Source organism: Micromonospora chalcea (assembly GCF_028768405.1).
GTDB classification, from domain to species: Bacteria; Actinomycetota; Actinomycetes; order Mycobacteriales; family Micromonosporaceae; genus Micromonospora; species Micromonospora chalcea.
The window spans coordinates 1879834-1901391 of sequence record NZ_CP118233.1 but is presented as its reverse complement, the minus strand read 5'-3'; the positions used below and the strand labels follow the sequence as shown (position 1 = coordinate 1901391).

General features: G+C 71.7%; 16 protein-coding genes. 11 read left to right on the top strand and 5 right to left on the bottom strand.

Annotated features, from left to right (window positions below):
- Positions 1-72 precede the first annotated feature (72 nt).
- The 7 genes from PVK74_RS08820 (at position 73) to PVK74_RS08790 (ending at position 9902) form a co-directional block, all read left to right on the top strand.
- On the top strand, positions 73-1068 hold the full coding sequence (locus tag PVK74_RS08820) for an ABC transporter substrate-binding protein (protein ID WP_043323310.1): 996 nt from the start codon (positions 73-75) through the stop codon (positions 1066-1068).
- 70 nt (positions 1069-1138) lie between these two features.
- Complete coding sequence (locus tag PVK74_RS08815) at positions 1139-2680, top strand: sugar ABC transporter ATP-binding protein (RefSeq protein WP_274478776.1); 1542 nt, start codon at positions 1139-1141, stop codon at positions 2678-2680.
- A complete protein-coding gene (locus tag PVK74_RS08810; protein ID WP_043323315.1) occupies positions 2677-3747 on the top strand; it encodes an ABC transporter permease in 1071 nt (356 codons plus the stop codon). Before PVK74_RS08815 ends, PVK74_RS08810 begins: the two co-directional genes overlap by 4 nt.
- The gene (yjfF, locus tag PVK74_RS08805; protein ID WP_043323316.1) at positions 3744-4736 is read left to right on the top strand and encodes a galactofuranose ABC transporter, permease protein YjfF; all 993 of its coding nucleotides are present in this window, start codon (positions 3744-3746) and stop codon (positions 4734-4736) included. The genes PVK74_RS08810 and yjfF overlap by 4 nt, the downstream gene beginning before the upstream one ends.
- Positions 4737-4762: 26 nt before the next feature.
- The gene (gene araA, locus PVK74_RS08800; protein WP_064445621.1) at positions 4763-6265 is read left to right on the top strand and encodes an L-arabinose isomerase; all 1503 of its coding nucleotides are present in this window, start codon (positions 4763-4765) and stop codon (positions 6263-6265) included.
- A gap of 247 nt (positions 6266-6512) precedes the next feature.
- Positions 6513-8591 carry an RICIN domain-containing protein gene (locus PVK74_RS08795; protein ID WP_205796401.1) on the top strand — a complete coding sequence of 693 codons (2079 nt, stop codon included), beginning with the start codon at positions 6513-6515 and terminating at the stop codon, positions 8589-8591.
- Between the two features lie 321 nt (positions 8592-8912).
- Positions 8913-9902 carry a LacI family DNA-binding transcriptional regulator gene (locus PVK74_RS08790; protein ID WP_176722811.1) on the top strand — a complete coding sequence of 330 codons (990 nt, stop codon included), beginning with the start codon at positions 8913-8915 and terminating at the stop codon, positions 9900-9902.
- Positions 9903-10022: 120 nt separating this feature from the next.
- Here PVK74_RS08790 and PVK74_RS08785 read toward each other — a convergent pair whose 3' ends face one another.
- The 3 genes from PVK74_RS08785 to PVK74_RS08775 all read right to left on the bottom strand — a co-directional run bounded on the left by PVK74_RS08785 (position 10023) and on the right by PVK74_RS08775 (position 14609).
- Entirely contained in the window at positions 10023-12776 is a 2754-nt protein-coding gene (locus PVK74_RS08785; RefSeq protein WP_274478775.1) for a beta-L-arabinofuranosidase domain-containing protein, read from the bottom strand.
- A gap of 55 nt (positions 12777-12831) precedes the next feature.
- A complete protein-coding gene (locus tag PVK74_RS08780) occupies positions 12832-14214 on the bottom strand; it encodes a glycoside hydrolase family 43 protein (protein WP_187694449.1) in 1383 nt (460 codons plus the stop codon).
- 182 nt (positions 14215-14396) lie between these two features.
- Complete coding sequence (locus tag PVK74_RS08775) at positions 14397-14609, bottom strand: hypothetical protein (RefSeq protein WP_069088443.1); 213 nt, start codon at positions 14607-14609, stop codon at positions 14397-14399.
- Between the two features lie 166 nt (positions 14610-14775).
- Here PVK74_RS08775 and PVK74_RS08770 point away from each other — a divergent pair, with 166 nt between their 5' ends.
- Together PVK74_RS08770 and PVK74_RS08765 are read left to right on the top strand one after the other, a co-directional pair.
- Positions 14776-16002 (top strand): sensor histidine kinase, encoded by a 1227-nt coding sequence (locus PVK74_RS08770; RefSeq protein ID WP_187694448.1) that lies wholly within the window; start codon positions 14776-14778, stop codon positions 16000-16002.
- The gene (locus tag PVK74_RS08765) at positions 15990-16646 is read left to right on the top strand and encodes a response regulator transcription factor (RefSeq protein WP_030499160.1); all 657 of its coding nucleotides are present in this window, start codon (positions 15990-15992) and stop codon (positions 16644-16646) included. The genes PVK74_RS08770 and PVK74_RS08765 overlap by 13 nt, the downstream gene beginning before the upstream one ends.
- A gap of 56 nt (positions 16647-16702) precedes the next feature.
- Here PVK74_RS08765 and PVK74_RS08760 read toward each other — a convergent pair whose 3' ends face one another.
- Positions 16703-17869: a serine hydrolase domain-containing protein gene (locus PVK74_RS08760; protein ID WP_274478774.1), complete on the bottom strand. Its 1167-nt coding sequence runs from the start codon at positions 17867-17869 to the stop codon at positions 16703-16705.
- Between the two features lie 235 nt (positions 17870-18104).
- On the opposite strand from PVK74_RS08760, the gene PVK74_RS08755 reads away from it, so the two are divergent.
- A complete protein-coding gene (locus PVK74_RS08755; protein ID WP_043323332.1) occupies positions 18105-18575 on the top strand; it encodes a hemerythrin domain-containing protein in 471 nt (156 codons plus the stop codon).
- Positions 18576-18626: 51 nt separating this feature from the next.
- Here PVK74_RS08755 and PVK74_RS08750 read toward each other — a convergent pair whose 3' ends face one another.
- Positions 18627-19484, bottom strand: a complete 858-nt coding sequence (locus PVK74_RS08750; protein WP_043323334.1) for a hypothetical protein — start codon at positions 19482-19484, stop codon at positions 18627-18629.
- Positions 19485-19834: 350 nt separating this feature from the next.
- Here PVK74_RS08750 and PVK74_RS08745 point away from each other — a divergent pair, with 350 nt between their 5' ends.
- Positions 19835-21451, top strand: a complete 1617-nt coding sequence (locus PVK74_RS08745; protein WP_274478773.1) for a cellulose-binding domain-containing protein — start codon at positions 19835-19837, stop codon at positions 21449-21451.
- Positions 21452-21558 lie beyond the last annotated feature (107 nt).

Below are 21558 nucleotides of genomic sequence, written 5' to 3'. Positions count from 1 at the left end.
ACCCCACCACCACACCCGGACGCACCGGCTCCCCGCCGCGCGTCCGGAACATCCAACCCCGGAGGAGAACCGATGAGTACCAGGAGCACGGCCCGCAGGGTCATCGCCGCGCTCGCCGGCGTGCTGCTCGCCGGCAGCATGGCGGCCTGCGGCAACAGCGACACCGGTGGCGATTCCGGTGACGGCAACGACAAGATCGTCCTGGGTTTCTCCCAGGTGGGCGCCGAGAGCGGCTGGCGCACCGCGAACACCACCTCGATCAAGGAAGCGGCCGCCGAGGCCGGCATCGAGCTGAAGTTCGACGACGCGCAGCAGAAGCAGGAGAACCAGATCAAGGCGATCCGCAACTTCATCCAGCAGAAGGTCGACGTGATCGCCTTCTCGCCGGTGGTGGAGTCGGGCTGGGACACCGTGCTCAAGGAGGCCAAGGACGCGAAGATCCCGGTCATCCTGACCGACCGCGCGGTCGACTCGGCCGACAAGTCGCTCTACAAGACGTTCCTCGGCTCGGACTTCGTCAAGGAGGGCCGCCTCGCCGGCGAGTGGCTGGTGGAGCAGAAGAAGGCGGCGTCCGGCCCGGTCAACATCGTCGAGCTGCAGGGCACGACCGGCTCGGCCCCGGCCAACGACCGGAAGAAGGGCTTCGCCGAGGCGATCGCCGCCAACCCCAACCTGAAGATCGTCGCGTCGCAGTCGGGTGACTTCACCCGGGCCGGCGGCAAGCAGGTCATGGAGCAGTTCCTCAAGGCCAACCCGAAGATCGACGTGCTCTTCGCGCACAACGACGACATGGGTCTGGGCGCGCTCGAGGCGATCAGCGCGGCGGGCAAGACGCCCGGCAAGGACATCACCATCATCACCGTCGACGCGGTGAAGGACGGCATGCAGGCCCTCGCGGACGGCAAGTTCAACTTCATCGCCGAGTGCAGCCCGCTGCTCGGCCCGCAGCTGATGGAGCTGGTCAAGAAGGTCAAGGCCGGCGAGGAGGTCCCCGCCCGGATCGAGACCGAGGAGACCACCTTCACCCAGGAGCAGGCCAAGGAGGCACTGCCCAACCGCAAGTACTGACCCACCCCGGGGGTCGCCGTCGCGAGACGGCGGCCCCCGTGCCACCACCGTCTAGAAGAGGTCCGATGGGATGACGGGTAACCGTCCGGTCCTGACCATGACCGGCATCAGCAAGACCTTCCCCGGGGTCCGCGCGCTGCACGACGTCGACTTCCGGCTGTTCCCGGGCGAGGTCCACGCCCTGATGGGTGAGAACGGCGCCGGCAAGTCCACCCTGATCAAGGTGCTGACCGGCGTCTACGGGACCGATGCGGGAGCCATCACCCTCGACGGCGAGCAGGTCTCGTTCAGCGGGCCGATGCAGGCCGCCGCGGCCGGCGTCAGCACCGTCTACCAGGAGGTCAACCTCTGCACCAACCTGTCGGTGGCGGAGAACGTCTTCATCGGCCGCGAGCCGCGCCGGCTCGGCGCGGTGCGCTGGGGCGAGATGCGCCGGCGGGCCCGCGACCTGCTGGCCCGGCTCGACCTCGACCTCGACGTCTCCGCGCCGCTGGGCACGTACTCGCTCGCGGTGCAGCAGATGGTCGCCATCGCCCGGGCGATCGACGTGCAGGCCCGGGTGCTGATCCTGGACGAGCCGACGTCCAGCCTGGACGCCGGCGAGGTGGCGCAGCTGTTCCGGATCATGCGCCAGCTCCGTGACGAGGGCATCGCGATCCTGTTCGTCACGCACTTCCTCGACCAGGTCTACGGCATCGCGGACCGCATCACGGTGTTGCGCAACGGCACGCTGGTGGGGGAGTACCGCACCGAGGAGCTGCCGCAGTTCAGCCTGGTCGAGAAGATGATCGGGCAGGAGCTGGACGTGCTGGAGCGGCTCGACGAGCAGCAGAAACGCGCCACCGTCGACACCGCGGACGAGGCCCCGCTGGTGGACGCCGACGGGCTGGGCCGGCGTGGCGCGGTCGCCCCGTTCAGCCTGCGCATCCACGCCGGTGAGGTGGTCGGCCTGGCCGGACTGCTCGGCTCCGGCCGTACCGAGGTGGCGCGGCTGATCTTCGGCGCGGACCGGGCCGACCACGGCCAGGTCCGGCTCGACGGCGGCCGGGCGCCGGTGCGCAACCCGATCCAGGCCATCGGCCAGGGTGTCGGGTTCTGCTCGGAGAACCGGCGGGCCGAGGGCATCGTCCCGGAGCTGACGGTCCGGGAGAACATGATCCTGGCGATGCAGGCCGCGCGCGGCTGGCTGCGTCCGATCCCGCGCCGCCGCCAGGACGAGCTGGTCCGCAGGTACGTCGAGGCGCTGAGCATCCGCCCGGCCAACCCGGAACTGCCGGTGCGCAACCTGTCCGGCGGCAATCAGCAGAAGGTGCTGCTGGCCCGCTGGCTCATCACCGAGCCGCGCCTGCTCATCCTGGACGAGCCGACCCGCGGCATCGACGTCGGCGCGAAGGCCGAGATCCAGAAGCTGGTGGTGCAGCTCTCCGACGGCGGCATGGCGGTGCTGTTCATCTCCGCCGAGCTGGAGGAGGTGCTGCGCCTGAGCCACCGGGTCGCGGTCATGCGCGACCGCGAGATGGTCGCCCAGCTCGACAACGACGACACGCTCGACGCCGACCGCGTCATGCGCACCATCGCCAGCGGCACCACGCGGAAGGAGGTGACCCGATGACCGCCGTCGCCGCCCGCCTCCGCCCGCTCACCGGCCACCGCCTGTTCTGGCCGGCGCTGGTGCTCGTGGTGATGCTCGCCGCGAACACCGTCTACCGTCCCGGCTTCCTCGCCGTCGAGGTCAAGAACGGCCACCTGTACGGCACGCCCATCGACATCCTGCGGCTGAGCGCGCCGCTGATCCTGGTCGCGCTCGGGATGACGCTCGTCATCGCCACCGGCGGCATCGACCTGTCCGTCGGGTCGCTCTGCGCCATCAGCGGCGCGATCGCCTGCCTGCACATCAGCGGGGCGGCCGACCAGAACAGCCCGGCCACGGTGGCCACCGCGCTGGCGCTGGCCTTCGGCGCCGCGCTGGTGCTCGGCGCGTGGAACGGCGTGCTCGTGGCGGTCATCGGCATCCAGCCGATCATCGCCACGCTGATCCTCATGGTGGCCGGCCGGGGCATCGCCCAGCTGGTCACCGAGGGGCAGATCATCACGATCAACTCCGGGCCGTACCGGGCGATCGGGCTCGGGCACTTCCTGACGCTGCCGCTGGCCATCCTGATCGCGCTCGCCGCCGCGCTGCTGGTGGCCGCGTTCACCCGGCGTACCGCGCTCGGCCTGATCGTCGAGTCGGTCGGCGGTAACGCCGAGGCCAGCCGGCTGGCCGGCATCCGGTCGCGGCGCATCGTCTTCCTCGTCTACGTGATCAGCGCCGCCTGCGCCGCGCTCGCCGGCTTCATGGTCACCGCGAACGTGTCCAGCGCCGACGGCAACGCCGCCGGCCTGTGGATCGAGCTCGACGCGATCCTGGCGGTCGTGATCGGCGGCACGTCGCTCGCCGGTGGCCGGTTCTCCCTCGGCGGCACCGTCCTCGGCGCGCTGATCATCCAGACCCTGACCACCACCGTGTACGCCATGAACATCTCGCCGCAGACGTCGCTGCTGTTCAAGGCGGTCGTCGTCATCGCCGTCTGCCTCGTGCAGGCCCCGGCGTTCCGCGCCCGGCTGCGCCGGCGGCGGCGCGGGACCGAGCCCGGGCCGGCGGCGCCGCAGCGGGAGAAGGAGCAGGTGCCGGCATGAGCAGCACGTCGTTGACCACCGGCCGCTCCTGGCGGCCCAGCCTGCCCCGGCGGCACGTCCCGGTGCTGGCGACGCTCGCCCTGCTGCTCGTCATGTACGGCATCGGCGTGTCCCAGTACCGCGCGTTCTCCAACATCCAGGTCGTCTTCAACGTCTTCATCGACAACGGCTTCCTGCTCGTGGTCGCGGTCGGCATGACGTTCGTGATCCTCACCGGCGGCATCGACCTGTCCGTCGGCTCGGTGGTCGCGATGACCGCGATGGTGTCGGCGTCGCTGCTGCGCGACGGCCTGCCCGCGGCGCTGGTGCTGGTCATCGCGCTGCTGATCGGCCCGACGCTGGGCTTCCTGATGGGCTGCGCGATCCACTTCTTCGAGATCCAGCCGTTCATCGTCACACTCGCCGGGATGTTCTTCGCCCGCGGCATGTGCACGTTCATCAGCGACTCCTCGATCTCCATCACCGACGGCTTCTGGACGTCGATGTCGCAGCAGCGCATCGGCGACCCGGCCGGCAACTTCGTCTCGATCAGTGTGCTCATCGCGTTCGCGGTGGTGCTGATCGCGGCGTACGTGCTGGCGTACACCCGGTTCGGCCGCAACGTGTACGCGGTCGGCGGCAACGCGCAGTCGGCGCTGCTGATGGGCCTGCCGGTGGCGCGGACCCGGATCGCCGTCTACACGATCAGCGGGCTCTGCTCGGCCATCGGCGGCATCCTGCTGTCGTTCTACACGCTCTCCGGCGCGCCGCTGATCGCCGTCGGGATGGAGCTGGACGTGATCGCGGCTGTGGTGATCGGCGGCACCGTGCTCACCGGCGGTTCCGGGTACGTCTTCGGCACCGTGCTCGGCGTGCTGGTGCTCGGCGTGATCCAGACCCTGATCACGTTCGACGGCAGCCTCAACTCCTGGTGGACCAAGATCGTGATCGGCGGGCTGCTCTTCGCGTTCATCCTCCTCCAGCGCCTCATCGGCATCCGGTTCAAGTGACGGTTCCTAGCGCGGAAGGCAACAACATGGCAACTCACCCCCAGCCCGAGGTCTGGTTCCTCACCGGCAGCCAGGGCCTCTACGGCGAGGACACCCTGCGGCAGGTCGCCGAGCAGTCCCGGCAGATCGCCGCGCGCCTGGACTCCTCGCCGGACATCCCCGTCCGCGTGGTCTGGAAGCCGGTCCTCACCTCCAGCGCGGACATCCTGGCGGTGTGCCGGGACGCGGCCGTGCAGGGCGCGGTCGGGGTGATCGCCTGGATGCACACGTTCTCCCCGGCCAAGATGTGGATCGCCGGGCTGGACGCGCTACGGACGCCGCTGCTGCACCTGCACACGCAGGCGAACGTGGCGCTGCCGTGGGACGAGATCGACATGGACTTCATGAACCTCAACCAGGCCGCCCACGGCGACCGGGAGTTCGGGTTCGTCCAGACCCGGCTCGGGGTGGCCCGCAAGACCGTCGCGGGCCACGTCACCGACCCGCGCGTCGTCGGCCGGGTCGCGGCCTGGGCCCGGGCCGCCGTCGGCTGGTCGGCGCTGCGGACGCTGCGGCTGGCGCGCTTCGGCGACAACATGCGCGACGTCGCGGTCACCGAGGGGGACAAGGTCGAGGCGGAGCTGCGCTTCGGCGTATCGGTGAACACCTACGGCGTCAACGACCTCGTCGCGGCCGTCGACCAGGTGGCGGACGCGCAGGTGGACGACCTGGTCAAGGAGTACGACGACACCTTCCGGGTGGCGCCGGAGCTGCGGCCCGGCGGGGACCGGCACGACTCGCTGCGGTACGCGGCGCGCCAGGAGCTGGGCCTGCGCGCGTTCCTGGAGGCCGGCGGGTTCCGGGCGTTCACCACGAACTTCGAGGACCTCGGCGGGCTGCGCCAGCTTCCCGGGATCGCGGTGCAGCGCCTGATGGCCGACGGCTACGGCTTCGGCGGCGAGGGCGACTGGAAGACCTCGGTGCTGGTGCACACGCTCAAGGCGATGGCCGTCGGGGTGCCGGGAGGCACCTCGTTCATGGAGGACTACACCTACGACCTGACGTTCGGCCAGGAGCTGATCCTCGGCGCGCACATGCTGGAGGTGTGCCCGAGCATCGCCGCCGACGTGCCGAGCGCGCAGGTGCATCCGCTGAGCATCGGCGGGCGGGAGGACCCGGTGCGCCTGGTCTTCGACGCCGCCCCCGGCCCGGCCGTGGTGCTGGGCATGGCGGACATGGGGGAGCGGTTCCGGCTGGTGGCCAACGCGGTGGACGTGGTGCCGCCGCCGCACCCGCTGCGCCGGCTGCCGGTGGCGCGCGCGGTCTGGCGTCCGCAGCCCGACCTGGCCGGCTCGGCGGAGGCGTGGATCACCGCGGGCGCGCCGCACCACACCGTGCTCTCCCAGGCCGTCGGCGTGGAGGAGCTGCGTGACCTGGCCGCGATGGCTCGGACCGAGCTGGTGGTCATCGACGCGGAGACGCGCCCGCACCGCTTCGCCGACGAGCTGCGCTGGAACCAGGCGTACTACCGGCTCGCCCGGGGCTTCTGAACCCCCTCGCCGCCCGCCGCGCCGACCCCGCGTGGCGGGCGGCGTGTTACGCCTTGACGAACGCCATGTTATCGCTCACAGTCGATGGATAGGGTCACCGGCACCGCTCGCGGGCCGTTCCGGGCGCGATCTGCGCCGCAGTTGCCAGGGATCCGACTCCCGCCTGGGTGGGCATCGCTGTTAGCGATAACGCCGACGTCGTCGGCGCGCGTCGCCGTGCCCGGGCTCCGGTCGACGAAGGAGGATCATGGTGACGGCTCGACTGTCCCGTGGACGTGGACGCCTGTCCCGGCTGCTGGCCGGGGTGGTGGCGCTGCTTGTCGGTGGCGTGGTGGTGGGCGCCGTGCCCGCGCCCGTCTCCGCGGCCACCGTGGACACCAGCGCGTACTACGTGCTGGTGAACCGCAACAGCGGCAAGGCGCTGGACCTGTACAACCAGGCGACGAACGACGGCGCGCGGATCACCCAGTGGACGCGCAACGACGGCGCCTGGCAGCAGTGGCAGTTCGTGGACTCCGGCGGTGGCTACTACCGGCTGCGCTCCCGGCACTCGGGCAAGGTGCTGGACGTGACCGGCGCGTCCACCGCCAACGGGGCCGCGGTGGTCCAGTGGACCGACCACGGCGGCACCAACCAGCAGTTCCGGCTGGCCGACTCCGACAGCGGGTACGTCCGGCTGATCAACCGGAACTCGAACAAGGTGATGGAGGTGCAGAACGCCTCCACCGCCGACGGCGGCAACATCGTCCAGTACGACGACTGGAACGGCGCGAACCAGCAGTGGCAGCTGGTGCGGGTCGGCGGCAACCCGGGTGACCCGGGCACGCCGAGCGGCAACTTCACCAACCCGGCGGTCTGGCAGGACTTCGCCGACGTCGACATCATCCGGGTCGGCGACGTCTACTACATGTCCGCCTCCACTATGCACTACTCGCCCGGCGCGCCGGTGCTGCGCTCCTGGGACCTGGTGAACTGGGAGTTCGCCGGGCATTCGGTGCCGCGGCTGGAGTTCGGCACCAAGTACGACCTGAGCGCCAGCGAGCAGGCGTACGTGGACGGCATCTGGGCGTCGACGCTGAACTACCGGCCGAGCAACCGCACGTTCTACTGGGCCGGGTGCATCGATTTCGCGCAGACCCACATCTACACCGCCACCGCCGTGGACGGCGCGTGGAGCCGCCTCGCCACCATCCCCAACTGCTACTACGACGCCGGCATGCTGATCGACGACAACGACACCATGTACGTCGCGTACGGCAACGGCACGATCAGCGTGGCCCAGCTCTCCGCCGACGGGCGCAGCCAGGTGCGGGCGCAGCAGGTCTACCAGACGCCGTCGAGCATCGGCACGCTGGAGGGGGCGCGCTTCTACAAGCGCAACGGCGCGTACTACATCTGGCTGACCCGGCCGGCCAACGGCCAGTACGTGCTGAAGTCCACGAACGGCCCGTTCGGCCCGTACGAGCAGCGGCAGGTGCTGCTGAACCTGCCCGGCCCGATCTCCGGTGGCGGCGTGCCGCACCAGGGCGGGCTGGTGCAGACGCAGACCGGCGCCTGGTACTACATGGCGTTCACCGACGCCTACCCGGGCGGCCGGATGCCGACGCTGGCGCCGATCACCTGGACCTCCGACGGCTGGCCGCAGCTGCAGACCGTCAACGGGGCCTGGGGTGCGAGCTATCCCAACCCGCTGCCGACCCGCCCGGTCAAGCCGCTCACCGGCACCGACACGTTCTCCGGCACCACGCTCGGCCCGCAGTACGAGTGGAACCACAACCCGGACAACAGCAGGTGGTCGGTGAACAACGGCCTGCGCCTGCAGACCGCCACCGTCACCAACGACCTGTACCGGGCCCGCAACACGCTCACCCACCGCATCCAGGGTCCGACCTCGACCGGCACCATCGAGCTGGACTACTCGACCATGCGCGACGGTGACCGGGCCGGCCTGGCGATGCTGCGGGACAGTTCGGCCTGGATCGGCGTACGGCGGGACAACGGCGCGACCCGGGTGGTGATGACAAACGGTCTGACCATGGGCTCGAACTGGAACACCACGAGCACCGGGACGGAGATCGCCAGCGCGGCGGTGTCCGGCGGGCGGATCTGGTTGCGGGCCAACGCCGACATCCGGCCCGGCTCCGGACGGCAGGCGCGGTTCTCCTACAGCACCGACGGGGTGAACTTCGTGTCGCTGGGCAACGCGCTGACGCTCAACAACGCGTGGCAGTTCTTCATGGGCTACCGGTTCGGCTTCTTCAACTACGCCACGCAATCGCTTGGCGGTGCGGTGACGGTGCGGCAGTTCTCGCTGACGACACCGTGACAACGGTCACCATTCGCGGCCGTTGACACATCTTCCATAGCCCGGGGTGCGGCTCCGGCAATCGCCGGAAATGCCGCACCCCGGGCCCAATTCCACCCGCTCCGAGCTGCCTGTTCGTGCCGCTGCGCAACGGAAGGGAATGAGCCGCCTGTCGATTCCGCGATAATCGGCGCGCCACGGTGGGAACGGTCGATCTGCGGTAGCGATACCGATGGGACCGCTGGCGTAGACTGTCGCCACCCGGGACGGTCCGGTCGAGATCGACCGGGTGTGGCCGCCGCGGGCAGTGGCGAAAGTGAGGTGGCCGTGCGCGGTCCTGCGATGACGGACGTGGCTCGCCTCGCCGGGGTTTCGCACCAGACGGTCTCCCGGGTGCTCAACGGGCATCCCAACGTGCGTGAACAGACCCGGCTGCGGGTCCAGGCCGCCATCACCGAGCTCGGCTACCGGCCCAACCGCGCGGCCCGCGCGCTGGTGACCGGCCGTTCCCAGGTGATCGGCGTGGTCGCGCAGAACACCACGCTGTACGGCCCGGCGTCGCTGCTGGCCGCGCTGGAGCAGACCGCCGCCGAGGCGGGTTTCGCGGTGAGCGTCGGCAGCGTCCGCGACCTCGACCACCGTTCCATCTCGGCGGCGGTGGAGCGGCACCTGGCGCACCGGGTGGCCGGCATAGTGGTGATCGCGCCGGTCGAGTCGGCCGGGGAGGCGCTGGAACGGCTGCCCCACGACGTGCCGCTGGTGACAGTCGACGGCGACCCCCGGCGGCCGATCCCGCTGGTCACCGTCGACCAGGTCGCCGGCGCCCGGGCCGCCACCGAGCACCTTCTCGCCGCCGGGCACCGCACCGTCTGGCACGTGTCCGGCCCGTCGGACTGGTTCGACAGCGCCGGCCGGATCGAGGGGTGGCGCGAGGCGTTGCGGCAGGCGGGCGCCGAGGTTCCGCCGCTGGTCCCGGCGGACTGGTCCGCTGCCGCGGGTTACCGGTGCGGGCAGATGCTGGCCCGGATGCCGGAGGTCACCGCGGTCTTCACGGCGAACGACCACCTGGCGCTGGGCGTGCTGCGCGCGCTGCACGAGCACGGCCGCCGCGTACCGGACGACATCAGCGTCGTCGGGTTCGACGACGTGCCGGAGGCGGCGTACTTCATCCCGCCGCTGACCACGGTGCGGCCCGACTTCACGGCGGTGGCCGCGGCGAGCCTGGACCTCCTGCTGGCCCAGATCGAGTCGGAGTCGGCAGGCCCGCTGCGCCAGACCATCGCCCCGACGCTGGTTCCGCGCCGAAGCGTGGGCCCACCCCCCACCCGCTGACCCACCCGGCGCCCCACCCGCCCTCGCCGATCTTGCACTTCGCGCCCGCAGGATGTCCGGTTGGCGAACTTCGCGGGGGCCGAAAGCGCAAGATCGGCGAGCTGGGGCGGCGGGAGTGGGTCAGAGGAAGCGCCAGCGCTGGTGGGCGGCGCCGGTGTCGTCGGCGAGGACCGCCTGCGCGCCCTGGGCGCCGGAACCGCCGCTGAGGCCGAGCACACGGCCCCCGTTCGCGCACTGGATCCGGAACCAGCCGCCGCCGTGCCGCAGCCGCCACCTGTGGTCGGCGGCGCCGTTGTCGGCCCACTGGACGATCCGGGCGCCGGCCGCTGTCGAGGCGCCCTCGACGCCCAGCACCTTGCCGCTGTTGCCGTTGCGCAGCCGCAGGTAGCCGCCGGTGTCCACGAGCGCGGTCCAGAGGTGGTCGGCGGTCCCGGTGTCGCCCCACTGGATGACCGGCCCGCCGTCGGCGGTGGACATGTTCTGCACGCCGAGCACCAGCCCGCTGCCGAGGTTCTGGATCCGCCGCGCCCCGTTGGGCAGGAACCGCCACTGGTTGTCCAGGCTGCCGTTGTCCGGGTCCTGCACGGCGAACGCGCCCTGCGCGGTCGAGCCGCCGGAGATGCCGAGCAGCTTGCCGGTGTGCACGTTGCGCAGCTTGTGGCTGCCGTCGCCGACGTCGACGACGGCCCAGAGATGGTCGGCGGTGCCGTTGTCCGCCCACTGCAGGATCCGGGCGCCGTCGGCGGTGGACATGTTTTCCACGCCCAGCACCTTGCCGCTGTTGACGTTGCGCAGCCGCAGCGCCGACCCGTCGACCACGAGCTGCCAGTCGTGGTCGGCGGTGCCGGTGTCACCCCACTGCAGCGCGAGCCCGCCGTCGGCGGTGGACATGTTCTGGATCCCGAGCACCAGCCCGCTCGCCGCGTTCGCCAGCCGGAAACTCGCCTCGCCGCCGCCACCACTGCCCGTGCCGACCCGCCAGTAGACCGTGTAGTTGTGCCCGTGGGCGTCGTAGAACGGGCCGAGGTTGACGGTGGCGCCGTCGGCCCGGGCGGTGAACGCGAGACTGCCCGTGCCGGTACGGGTGACCGAGGCCGGGTCCAGCGTCGGCAGCGCGCTCAGCGTGGTGTTGCCGTAGTTGCCGGAGAGCACCACCGGCCCGTACGTGATCGCGGCGACCGCGGCGTCGTCGTTGGCGGCCACCGTCGCCACCCGCATCGGCAGCCGGACCGTTACCGTGTCGCCGGAGGTCCAGTCGCGGGTCAGGGCGGCGTAGCTGCCGGGCGTGGTGGCGATGCCGGCCGCGACGCCGTTGACGCTGACGCTCGCCCCGCTGGTCCACGCCGGGATCCGGATCCGCATCGTCCACGAGCCGCTCACCGAGCCGGTGACGGTCAGCGTCGTGGTGTCGCCGACCGGGTACGAGGTGGCCTGGGTGACGGTGATGCCGCGCTGGCTCCAGGTGAGCACCGAGGGCATGAACAGGTTGACGGTCAGCGTGGTGCCGTTGTGGAAGTAGATCGCGTCGGCGAGCGTGGTGTTGGTCTCCAGCCCGGTGCCCTGGCAGCACCAGAAGGAGTTGTAGTCGGTGCTCCAGGTGCCGCCGCCCCACGCCGGGCCGACACCGCGCCGCCCGCCCGGGTTGAGCGGGGTGAAGTACGTGACGTGACCGTGCGCGTCGGCCGGGTTCTGCTGGCCGATCATGTGGTTGAGCAGCGCGCGCTCGTAGAAGTCGACGTACGCGACCCGGTCCGGGTCGAGCTGCCACAGCTCCCGGGTCAGCTTGAGCATGTTGTACGTGTTGCACGCCTCGCACGTGTCGTTGCGCAGGTAGCCGGCGATCGCGTTCGGGGCACGGAAGTGCTCGGCCTGGCTGTTGCCGCCGATGGCGTACGTGTGCGCGCCGACGGTGATGGCCCACGCGTTGGTGGCGATGTCCCGGTAGCGGGTGACGCCTGTGGCCTTGTACTCCCGGGCCGCGCCGATCCACTTGGGCACCTGCGTGTTGGCGTGCAGCCCGTTGAGCTGGTCGGAGTTGGCGGCGAGCGGGTTGAACACGGCGGCGTGGTCGAACCGCTGCGCGACGGTCAGCCACCGCCCGTCGCCGGTCTGCTGGTAGAGGTCGGTCAGCACCGCGTTCATGCCGCCGAACTCGGTGCCGAGCATGGCCTGCATCTGGGCCGAGGTGAGCCGGCCGGTGCGCTGGTCGACCCAGCCGGCCAGCGCCAGCAGCACGTCCCGGGCCTGGGTGCTGCCGATCAGCCGCCACACGTCCAGCAGCCCGGCCAGCGTCTTGTGGATGCAGTAGTAGGGGACGTTGCCGTTGCTGAGCGTCCGGGCCTCCAGCGCGGTGAAGTCGGACTCCGGGAAGCCGGACAGGTAGCCGGCGCTGAACCCGGCCGCGCCGTTGTTGGCCTGGCAGCGGGCCAGCTCGGCGACCATGGTGAGCGCCTTGTCCCGGCAGGTGGTGTCGCCGAGCACCGCCCACGCCTGCGCCCAGGCGGTCAGGAAGTGACCCTGCATGTGGGTGCGGAACGGGAAGTTCGGCGCGTCCCAGCCACCGTTGGCGGCGGCGCCGCCGGTGGACAGGCGGTGGTTGGCCCGGAAGTTGTAGAGCAGCCGGTTGACGTCCACGAAGCGCAGGTACGCCACTGTGCGGTTCTCGTTGTCCTGCCACCGGCTCGCGGTCAGCCGGACCTGGCCCGGGTCGAACGCGTACGCGGACACGCCGATGTCGGGGCGGGCCGGTGGCAGCGCGGCGTGCGCCGTACCGCCTGCGGTGACGGACCCGGCGGCGGCGCCGGCGGTCGCCGCGACGGCGGTGGCGCCGGTGGCGCGGAGCAGGAATCGGCGGTTCACCAGGGGAGCGGGCATGGCGGCCTCCGTGGCGGGGGACGGTGGTGGCGGGGACGGTGGTGGTGGGGAACGGCTACGCGGTGACCCGGAAGGTGGCGTCCTGCCGGTCGACCGCGGGGGAGCCGGCGCCGAGCGGATCGATGCGCAGCCGGTAGTCGTAGTGCCGCAGGTAACGGGTGGGGTAGTTGTACGAGCGGAACGACGACCAGGTGGCGTCGGCCAGGCCGGCGGTGCGGTGGAAGGTGGCGTCGGCGCGGAACGTGGCGGTGCCGTCGTTCGGGTCCAGCCGGACCGCGTAGTCGTAGTGCCGCAGGTAGTTGCCGGGGTAGTTGACCGACTCGAACGAGACGCCGGCGGCGTCGGCCAGGCCGGGGACCATCCGCCACATCTGGTCCTGGTACGGGTCGAACGGGTACGCGTCGACGCGGGCGATCCGGTCGGCGTGCCGCACGTAGCGGTCGGGGAAGTTCGACGACTTGAGCCGGACCCAGTTCGGCGTGCCCCAGCGGTTGACCAGCCCGGCGTACTCGGCGTCGGTGATGCCGATCATCGAGCCGTGTTTGGAGTTCAGCGGCGGTGTGTAGTCCCGCTGGTTCAGCGGCGTCCACGAGTTGCCGGAGATGGTCGTCGTGGACCAGGCGTAGTAGTCGTTGTTGACCGGGCTGAACGAGTCGCCCCACAGCCGCCAGCCGCCCTCGTTCGTGCGCAGCAGCAGCGGCGCCTCGATCGCGTTGCCCTGCCGCAGCCCGCTGGTGTACGTGGTGAAGCTGTTCGGCGCGGCGGTGGTGGAGCGGGCGCCGTAGAGATGTCCGTCGTCGAGGTTCTTGTAGTAGAGGTACGTGGTGCCGCCGTCGACCACCACGTCGCCGTCGAGCACGCCGAAGGCGGGGCTGAAGTAGACCTGCGGTGCGCTGACGGTGCGGAAGTCGCTGGTGTAGTTGACCAGGAACACGTCCCGGCCGTTGTTGGCGGAGTAGACGATGGCGTACTGCCCGCGGGTGGCGTCCCAGAACGCGGTCGGCGCCCAGGTGTGGGTGTCGAGCGTGTGCATGCGGATGCGGCGGTAGCCGGTGAACGCGGTCAGATCGGCCGAGTCCCACACGTGCAGGTACTGGCTGGTCAGCCCCCAGTTGGTGCCCTTGAGGTCGGTGGCCAGCACCACGAACGTGCCGTCGGTTCTGCGCAGCACGAACGGGTCGCGCAGGCCGAGCTGCCCGGCGGTCGGGGTGACCACCGGGTTGTTCTGGTTCAGCGGAGTCCAGTTCAGCCCGTCCCGGCTGACGGCCAGGTGCAGGCCGTAGTCGGCGCCGAGGCCGTTCGGCGTCTCGGTGAAGTAGGCCATCGCGTAGGCGGTGTTCGCCGCCGCGAACGCGCCGCGGGGCAGGCTGAGCGCGCCGGAGGCGGCGGCAGCCGCGGACAGGGCGCCGACTGTGAACGCGCGTCGGGTCAGGGGCACGACGGGGGCCTTTCTCTGCGGTGGAGATGACGGCCGCGTTAACGCTAACAATGCCCCTTAGCCTGGCGTTCATATAGCTGACTGTCAATCGATTCGCAGCGCTGACGCGAACGCCGCAGGGCGGGCCGCGAGAACGAGCGGCCCGCCCTGCGGCGGCTGTCCGGCGCCCGGCCGGCGACGGATCAGCGGTTGCGGTAGTGGTCGACGGCAAGCGTCCCACCGCTCAGCAGCGCCAGCGCGCCGAAGGCGGAACCGGCCCACGGGTTGCCGACGACGCTCGACAGCACCACGTTCGCGGCCACGCTCACGATGAGCACCAGCCAGAGCAGCGGGCGCATCCGGGTGACGGACGTCGGGGCGGCGGCGGTCTCGGCGGTACGGTCCAGGTCGTTCACGGCTGCCTCCTCGGTGTTTTCTGCTACCACCGACACTAGGGAGCCGGCCGGTCGGGAACGATCCCGCCAGCACGACAGTCCTGGTACAGCAGGCTGTACTTTCCGCGCCCGGGGCTGCCGGGCCGCGACCACCGTGACCTATCGTTTCGCCCGGGGGTGGGCCGGGATGGAGTACGTGCGGAGGCGGTTCCGCGTGGCGGTGGACGCTCTGGAGCACCTCGTCGGCGGGCTGGGCACCGCCGTGCTGGCCCTGGGCACGCTGCTCGGGATGCTCGTCGTCGCGGCGGCGTGCGTCGGCGGGGTCGGGCTGCTGCTCGTACCCGGACTGCTGCAGGCCGTGCGGTCGGTGGCCGACCGCGAGCGCGCCCGGCTGTCCCGGTGGGGAACGCCGATCCCGGCGCCCGGCCCGGTCCCGGCCGGGGTGCGCGCGGCGCTGCGCGACCCGGTGGTACGGCGGGAGCTGCGCTGGGTGGCCGTCCACGGGACGCTCGGCTTCGGGGCCGGGCTGCTCGCGCTGGTGCTGCCGATCTACGCCGTGCAGGACATGACGTTCCCGCTCTGGTACCGGCTGGTGCCGCCGGAGGCCGGCGCGCCCGGCATCGGCTGGTGGCACATCGACGGGCTCGGCGACGCGCTCGCGGTCGCCGTGCTCGGGGTCGGCTGGCTGGTTCTCGCGGTCACGACCGGCCCGGCGCTCGCGCGGATCCAGGCCCGGCCGGGCCGGCGGCTGCTGCCCCCGCCGCCCGGGTTCGACCTGTCGCTGCGCGTCGCCGAACTCACCGCCACCCGGGCCGCCGCGCTCGACGCCCACGCGGTGGAGCTGCGCCGCATCGAACGCTCGCTGCACGACGGCACCCAGAACCGCCTGGTCGCGGTGAACGTGCTGCTGGGTGCCGCGCGGCGGGCGCTGCGCCGCGATCCGGCCCGCGCCGACGAGATCCTGGAACGCGCGCAGAACGCGGCGGAGCAGGCGCTCGGCGAGCTGCGTACGGTGGTGCGCGGCATCCTGCCGCCGGTGCTCGGCGACCGAGGGTTGGCCGGGGCGCTGACCGGACTGGCGGCGGAGTGCGCGGTGCCGTGCCGCCTGTCGGTGGACGTCGACGTGCGCTGCGCGGCGTCGGTGGAGGCCACCGCGTACTTCGTGGTGGCCGAGGCGCTGACCAACGTGGTCCGGCACAGCGGCGCGAACGGCGTCGAGGTCGTCGTGCGCCGGGAACGGGACCGGCTGCTGGTGACGATCACCGACGACGGGCGCGGGGACGCCGACGAGACGCGCGGCTCGGGGCTGACCGGCATCCGCCGCCGGGTCGAGGCCTACGACGGGCGGATGACGCTCACCAGTCCACCGGGAGGACCGACGAGGATGCACGTGGAGCTGCCATGCGGATTGTGATCGCCGAGGACGACGCGCTGCTGCGCGAAGGGCTGGCGCTGCTGCTGCGCGCCGAGGACCTGGACGTGGTGGCCACCGCCGGCACGCCGGGGGAGTTCCTGACCGCTGTCGACGAGCACCGGCCGGACGTGGCGATCGTCGACGTGCGGATGCCACCCACCCACACCGACGAGGGCATCGTCGCCGCGGTCGAGGCCCGTCGCCGACGTCCCGGCCTCGCGGTGCTGGTCCTGTCGGCGTACGTCGAGCAGGCGTTCGCCACCGAGCTGTTCGCGGTCGGCGCCTCCGGGCTCGGCTACCTGCTCAAGGAGCGGGTGGGCCGGGTCGAGGAGTTCCTCGCCGCGCTGCACCGCGTCGCGGGCGGCGGCAGCGTGATCGACCCCGAGGTGGTCGGGCAACTGCTCGCCCGCAACCGGCGGCCGGACACCGCGCTGGCCGAGCTGTCGCCGCGTGAGCACGAGGTGCTGGCGCTGATGGCCGAAGGGCTGGGCAACGGCGCGATCGCCGAGCGGTTGTTCGTCACCGAGGGCGCTGTGCACAAGCACATCCGCAGCATCTTCGCCAAGCTGAGCCTGCCGCCGGACGACCGCGCCGACCGCCGGGTCACCGCGGTGCTGCGCTACCTCGACGACGGCCGCCGGTAGCGCACACGCACGCGCGCCGCCTCGCGGTGAGGCGGCGCGCGGACGGGTCGGCCGGATCAGCGGCGGGTGCCGCACAGGGCCGCGTCGACGGTGCTGGTGACCGCCTCCAGCATCTCCAGGCTGGTCGGCAGCGCGGTCACCGCGACCACGGCGCTGCGCCCGTCGGTGGTGGACAGGTTGCGCGTCTCGAAGCCCTGGATGTCGCCGCCGTGCCCCCAGGCGTGACCGCCGCAGGGCAGCTCGTGCCGGGCGATGCCCAGGCCGTACTCCCACACCCCGTTGGGCTCGAAGTCGGGCGCCGGCACCGTGCGCGTCAGCGCCGCCTGCTGGGCCGGCTTGAGCAGCTTGCCCGCCAGCAGCGCCTCGAAGAACGTGCGCAGGTCCGACGGCGTGGAGACGAGCTGACCGGCGGCCCAGCCCAGCGACGGGTCCATCCGGGTCACGTCGACCCACGGCGCGCCCGGCTCCACCGCGACGTATCCGCGCGGCAGGCGGCCCGGCAGGTCCTGCTCGCCGGTCTGCGGCCAGTACGTGTCACGCAGCCGCAGCGGCTCGATGATCCGCCGGGTGATCTCCTCACCCACCGGACGCTTGGTGACCCGCTCGACGATCAGCCCGGCCAGCACGAAGTTGGTGTTGCTGTACTCCCACTTCTGACCCGGCGGGAAGCGCCGCGACTGGGTGAGCGCCTCGTCCAGCAGCCGGCGCGGGTCGAAGTAGTCGCTGCGGCGGTCCACCAGATCCTGCGCCTCGCTGAACACGACCTCGTCGTAGTCGGGCAGGCCGCTGGTCTGCTGCAGCAGCTGGCGTACGGTGATCCGCCGCCCGTCGTTGCCGTTGGCGCGCACCATCCCGGGCAGGTAGCGCTCGACGGTGGCGTCGAGGTCGATGCGGCCCTCGCCGACGAGCTGGAGAACGACCACCGCGGTGAACGTCTTGGTGTTGCTGCCCACGCGCACCCGGGCGTCGCGGGGGATCGCGGCGCCGGTGCGCAGGTCACCCACGCCCGCGGTGTAGTCGCGCACCCGGCCGTCGCGGCGTACGGAGGCCAGCACCCCGGGGAATCCATGCTCGGTGACCAGGCCGTCCAGTCGCGTCTGGACGGCGTCGGCGGCGGGACGCCGGACGTCGGTGGTCGTGGCGGACGCGGCGGGCACACCGAGCGCGGTGACGGTCAGCAGGGCCGTGGCGCCGACGGCCATCGGGAGGGTACGGCGGGTCATGGGAACTCCTCGACGGAGGTGAACGGGTACGGCCTCAAGCCTCGCCAGAACCGGTCCCGCGTTCCATCCCACCAGCTACCGAGCCGGGGTAGCGCTGGCACTACTTGATCGCTCCCGGCGTCGCCGGTTAGGCTCCGCGCAGCGTCGCGTGCCGGTGGCAGACCGTGTCAGGCATGGAGGCGCCGGATCGAAGGGAGCACGACGATGACACTCGTCGTCCCTTCGCCCTCGCCACGTGGCTGAGGGCGAACAGACCAGGCTGGTGGCCTGGAGCCGGGAGATGCGCGCCGTCCACGAGCGGCTGCGCGAGGCGCTTGAGGTGACCCGGCTGGCGCTCGCCGCCGGTGAGCCGGCACGGCCCGCGACACGGGACCTGCTGCTGTTCTGCCACGGGTTCTGCGCGGCGCTGACCGCGCATCACGAGGGCGAGGACCGCAGTCTCTTCCCGGCGATCGCGACGCGCCATCCGGAGCTGCGCGAGACGCTGGACCGGCTGCGACAGGACCACTCGATGATCGGCTACCTGCTGGCCGGGCTGGGTGCGGCGGTGGCTCGCGACGCCCCGCCCGACGAGCTGGCCCGGCACCTGGAGGGCGTGTCGGCGATCATGGAGTCGCACTTCCGGTACGAGGAGCGGCAGCTGCTTTCGGTGCTGGAGACGCTGGCGCTGGACGCCGACCCGGCCGACGTCCTCGGACCGCTGTGACCCCGGGTCGCGGCCCGGCGGGATGCGCGCCGCCGGGCCGCGACCGGGCGTTCAGTTCAGGCCGCAGGTGGCCAGCGCGTCCAGGTTCGGGCGCTGCGCGCCGACCCGGTTGAACGCGATCTCGATGCGGTCGAGCGCCGCGACGCGCTTGCTGCGCAGCGGCCCGAGGATCGCGTTGTCGATGAAGGCCGGTCCGCCCTCGGGGCGCACCGCGAGCTGGGCGAGGCGGGCGTTCGCCTCGGCGATCTGCTTGTCCAGCGTGGCCAGCTCGGCCTGCACCTGGCCGGCGGCCGCCGCCGGGACGGCAGGCAGCGCGACACGCGGGCAGTTGACCGTCCGGGCCGGTCCGGCCGCGTTGCCGTTCTGGCCGCCGTTGTTCCCGTTCTGGCCCCCGGCGTTGCCGTTCTGACCGCCCGCGTTGCCGTTCTGGCCGCCGGCGTTCTGGCCGGCGCCGCCGTTGACGGCGCTCGGCACGCCCGGGGCGTTGAGCGAGCAGGCCGCCAGCGCGTCCAGGTCCGGGCGCGGCGCGCCGATCCGGTTGAACGCGATCTCGATGCGGTCGAGCACGGCGACGCGCTTGCTGCGCAGCGGGCCGAGGATGGCGTTGTCGATGAACGCCGGTCCGCCCTCGGGGCGTACCGCCTGCCGGGCCAGCCGCTCGTTCTGCCGGGCGATCTCCTGGTCCAGGTTGGCCAGTTCCCGCTCCACCTGGGCCGATGCCGCCGCCGGTATGGCCGGCAGCTTGTCGCGTACCGTCGGGCAGTTCACGGTCTGCGCGGCGGCGGTGGTGGCCGGGCGGTTGTTCTCGCCCGCCGACGCCAGTTGCAGCCCACCGGCGAACAACAGCGCCGCGAGGGCGCCCACCCCGCCGAGCTTCAGGACCGCGGTCTTGCGCGTACCCCTGGCCATGCACCTCTCCTCTGGTTGACCGGGAGGGTGCGGCGGCTGCCGCGCCGTCTCCACGGTGCGAAGTGACGACTGGAGGAATCGTGCTCGTGCCCGCTCCGGCATCGCGGTTCCGGCCGATGTTCCCGTCGGCAGTGGATACGGACGGCGGCGCGAGATCGTTCAGCGCACCCCCGGATGTTTGACCGCATCGACGTCCGTCGTTAGGCTGCGCTGAAAGCGCTTACTGCGCGGGAGACGTGAGCGTTCGGCATGACACGGACGTCCGGGCGACAAGGCCCGCCCCTGACACCGACCGGGCATCGGTGCCGGTAGCGGCGTGGGCACCGCACCACCACCCGGAGGAGACCATCATGATCAACCGACACCGTCGTACGGTGTTGTGGACATCGGCCGCGGCGACGGCGGCGCTCGCCGCGTCCGGCCTGGCCGTCGGCGCGACCGCCGCCCAGGCGGCCGCCGGCTGCCGCGTCGACTACGCCGTCACCGCGCAGTGGGGCGGCGGCTTCACCGCCAACGTCAACCTGACCAACCTCGGCGACCCGCTCAACGGATGGGCCGTCACCTGGACGTTCGCCGCCGGGCAGACCGTCGCCCAGGCCTGGGGCGCCGAGATCACCGCCAGCGGCGCGTCGGTGCGGGCCGCCAACGTCAGCTACAACGGCAGCCTCGGCACCAACGCGAGCACGTCGTTCGGCTTCAACGGCACCTGGAACGACACCAGCAACCCGGTCCCGACCTCGTTCGCCGTCAACGGCGTCACGTGCACCGGTGGCGTCACGCCCACCACCGGCACGCCACCGACCAGCGCCCCGCCGAGCAGCCCGCCCCCGAGCACCCCGCCGCCGACGACGCCGCCACCGACCACGCCGCCGCCGGCCGGCGGCGCGATCTACGCCGCGCCGAACGGCACCGCCGGGGCGGCCGGCACCCAGGCCAGCCCCACCACCATCGCCGCGGCGATCACCCGCGTCGGCGTCGGCGGCACGATCTACCTGCGCGGCGGCACCTACAACCTGTCCCAGACGGTCACCGTCGCCGCCGGCAACAACGGCACGTCGAGCGCCCGCAAGAACCTGTACGCCTACCCGGGCGAGACGCCGATCCTGAACTTCTCGGCGATGAGCGAGGACCCGGCCAACCGGGGGCTGGCGCTGAACGCCTCGTACTGGCACGTGCGCGGGCTCGTGGTGGAGCGCGCCGGTGACAACGGCATCTTCGTCGGCGGCAGCAACAACATCATCGAGCGGACGGTGACCCGGTTCAACCGCGACACCGGGCTGCAACTGTCCCGGATCGCCTCCAGCACGCCCCGCGACCAGTGGCCGGCCAACAACCTCATGGTGAGCGTGGAGTCGCACGACAACGCCGACTCCGACGGCGAGGACGCCGACGGCTTCGCGGCCAAGCTCACAGTCGGCGGCGGCAACGTCTTCCGGTACGCGGTGTCGCACCACAACATCGACGACGGGTGGGACCTCTACACCAAGTCCGACACCGGCGCGATCGGCACGGTGACCATCGAGGACTCCCTCGCATACAGCAACGGCACGCTCAGCAACGGCACCCAGAACGGCAACGGCGACCGCAACGGCTTCAAGCTCGGCGGTGAGGACATCGCCGTCAACCACACCGTGCGGCGCACCATCGCGTACCGCAACGGCAAGCACGGCTTCACGTACAACCGGAATCCGGGCACGATGACGATCTCGAACAACCTGAGCATCGACAGCACCGAACGGAACTTCTCGTTCGACGCCGGCACCTCGGTCTACCGGAACAACACCTCCTGCCGCTTCGCCGGCAGCGGATCGAACGACAGGACCGTCGGGAACGTGGACGGCTCGAACCAGTTCTGGTCCGGCTCCAACGGTTCCCGCTGCGCCACGTACTCCGGTGCCCTGGCCTGGTCCTTCGCCGGCGACGGCCGCCTCACGGTGACCCTAGGCGGCCGCCAGGTCTCGCTCTGACCCCGGCACCCCACCGGGTTGATCATGAGGTTGGCGGCCGGATCGGAGATCGACATCGCCGTCAACCTCATGATCGACCGGGTCGGGGCCGGGGTGGGGGAGGGGAG